General features: G+C 59.4%; 2 protein-coding genes. Both read left to right on the top strand.

The annotated features are described in order from the left end of the window. Window positions 1–336 precede the first annotated feature (336 nt). Entirely contained in the window at window positions 337–1,563 is a 1,227-nt protein-coding gene (locus BR41_RS23345; RefSeq protein WP_169741350.1) for a fibronectin type III domain-containing protein, read from the top strand. A gap of 195 nt (window positions 1,564–1,758) precedes the next feature. Beyond that, a complete protein-coding gene (locus BR41_RS21635; RefSeq protein WP_035061506.1) occupies window positions 1,759–2,037 on the top strand; it encodes a DUF7660 family protein in 279 nt (92 codons plus the stop codon). Window positions 2,038–2,217: the final 180 nt, after the last annotated feature.

Below are 2,217 nucleotides of genomic sequence, written 5' to 3'. Positions count from 1 at the left end.
TTGTTCTTCGCTATAGCGTTTCTTCACGTCCAATCTCCTGGGTAATGGGATTGGACTCTAAATCCGCCTGCTACTCAAAATCGGGGTGACGTCGCCGATGCCACATCTGCACGATCTGTCCCAAGTCCCACGCCCCGAGTCCATCGGTCAACTCGCCAACTTTTCTCGTTCAACCGGGTAGTTTGTCTACTTTTTGATCGGATAGGCCGTTAAACAGCGCAACAGTAACGGCCAGCCGTTTTATCATGTGGCCTTGGCTGAATGGCCGGCATGCCGAAACCCGCGTTTGCCGCCCTCTTCTCCCCCGATCCCGATCCACATCCAAAAGGTAAACCCGTGATTCGTATCCTCCGAAGCCTCGGCGTCATTCTTTCCTTGCTGCTGCTCGCAGCCTGCAACAACGGCAGCAGCGACGGCCCATCGACCGCCCCGACCAATTTCGTCGCCGCCGCTGGCGAAGGCCAGATCACCCTCACTTGGGATACGGTGCCAGGGCAGACGTATTGGCTGTTCTATAAGGCCGGCGCCAGCACCAGCAGCGGCGATGCCGGTGCCAAGATCATCCCCAACGTGACCTCGCCCTACGTCTTGACCGGGCTGACCAATGGCACGCAATACGCCTTTGTGCTCAACGCCACCAACGATGGCAGCAAGGCAGGCCCGTCTACGCCGTCGATCAGCACGTCGGCACGACTGGTCGGCCCGACCGCCACATGGACCGTCGGTACGGCCCTCACGACCAACACGCTCACCAGCGTCGCCTATGGCAACAGCAATTTCGTCGCCGTCGGCGCAGCGGGCACCGTCTATGCCGCGCCGTACAGCTACACCAGCACCGGCGGCGTCACTGCGTGGACCAAGCCGACCGGCTTACCGGCCAGCCTTTCCAGCAATCTGACTTCGGTGATTTACGATGGCACCCGCTTTGATGCCATCGGCGCAGACGGCAGCACGCTGGTCAGCACGGACACCGTGACCTGGACAGCAGCAACCGCAGCCACCGGCGGCACCAATGCACTCGCCTATGGCAATGGTGTATATGTCGCTGTCGGCAATGGCGGCTCGATCCAGAGCAATGCCACCGCAGCACTGGCAGGCGCTTGGACGGCACAGCTCTCTCACACCACCAACAACCTGTATGGCGTGGCCTATGTAAACAACAAGTTTGTCGCCGTCGGTGCGAGCGGCACCGTGCTGACCAGTACGGATGGTGTGACCTGGACTAGCTGGGCATCAGGCACGACCAACAATCTGCGCCAGGTGGCGTTTGGTTTAAGCACCTATGTGATCGTTGGCGATGCCGGCACGGTGATCTCCAGCCCCGACGCCAGCACCTGGACGGTCCAGACCAGCCCGACCACACAGAACTTGTACGCGGTCTGCTTCGGCCTGGATAACCAATTCATCGCCGTCGGCACTGCTGGCACTGTTGCATACAGCACCACCGGGGCCACTGGCTCATGGGCGGTCGCTAACGCCGGTACAACCGACCTGTTCAGCATCGCCCCGGCAGGGGTGTTTATTGCGGTAGGCACTGCAGGTGCGAACGTGAGCGCGAAGTAAAAAACACGCCCATCGAAGCCGCGCTAAAGCGGTCTGATTTGACGTAGAGAGAAATGAAAAAAGGGCTTGTTTGCGATCCGGTGAATGTGGATCGCAGGCAAGCCCTTTTTTTGTCTGGTGATATGACGGACACCCCACGGCAGCGGCGCATCTCCGTCCCCTGCCCGGTTCACAGCACAGCCCCCAAGGAGTCACATGACCCTGTATGAGCAACTCCAGAACGTGACCGACCCAAGCTCATTCCTCACCTTCGTCAATGCGCTACTCGCCGACCGTCGGGCTGAGGTAAACAGCCCACTGGATGCCACTGGACGCGGCAGCAAGGGCTGGGAGCACCACACCATCGAGGACTTCCTGGAAGCGGCATTGCACTGGGCCGAAACCACCCACCTCGGTAAAACGCAGGGCCTGAACGAGGCCTCGCCGTGGAAGCGGTTCGCGATGTTTTTGTATTGCGGGAAGATGTATGAGTAAGGCTTGAAGTGCAGCACAGAAGTGGCGAGATGCCGGCGCCAAGATTGGGTTTATCACTAGATTGATGCGTCAGTTCATGCGCTCGCGCATTTGGCGGCCATAAAGCAAACGCCCCAGACATCATGGGATGCTGGGGCGTTCAAATAAGAGCCTGGCGATGACCTACTTTCACACGGGAAT

This window comes from Andreprevotia chitinilytica DSM 18519 (genome assembly GCF_000711875.1).
Classification (GTDB): Bacteria; Pseudomonadota; Gammaproteobacteria; order Burkholderiales; family Chitinibacteraceae; genus Andreprevotia; species Andreprevotia chitinilytica.
The sequence above is the reverse complement of the archived record's forward strand: the minus strand, read 5'-3'. Positions and strand labels throughout refer to the sequence as shown.

What these genes read in the sequence shown, in the direction of transcription:
- BR41_RS21635 (WP_035061506.1), top strand. Translation starts at nt 1,759, where the DNA reads ATGACCCTGTATGAGCAACTCCAGAACGTGACCGACCCAAGCTCATTC.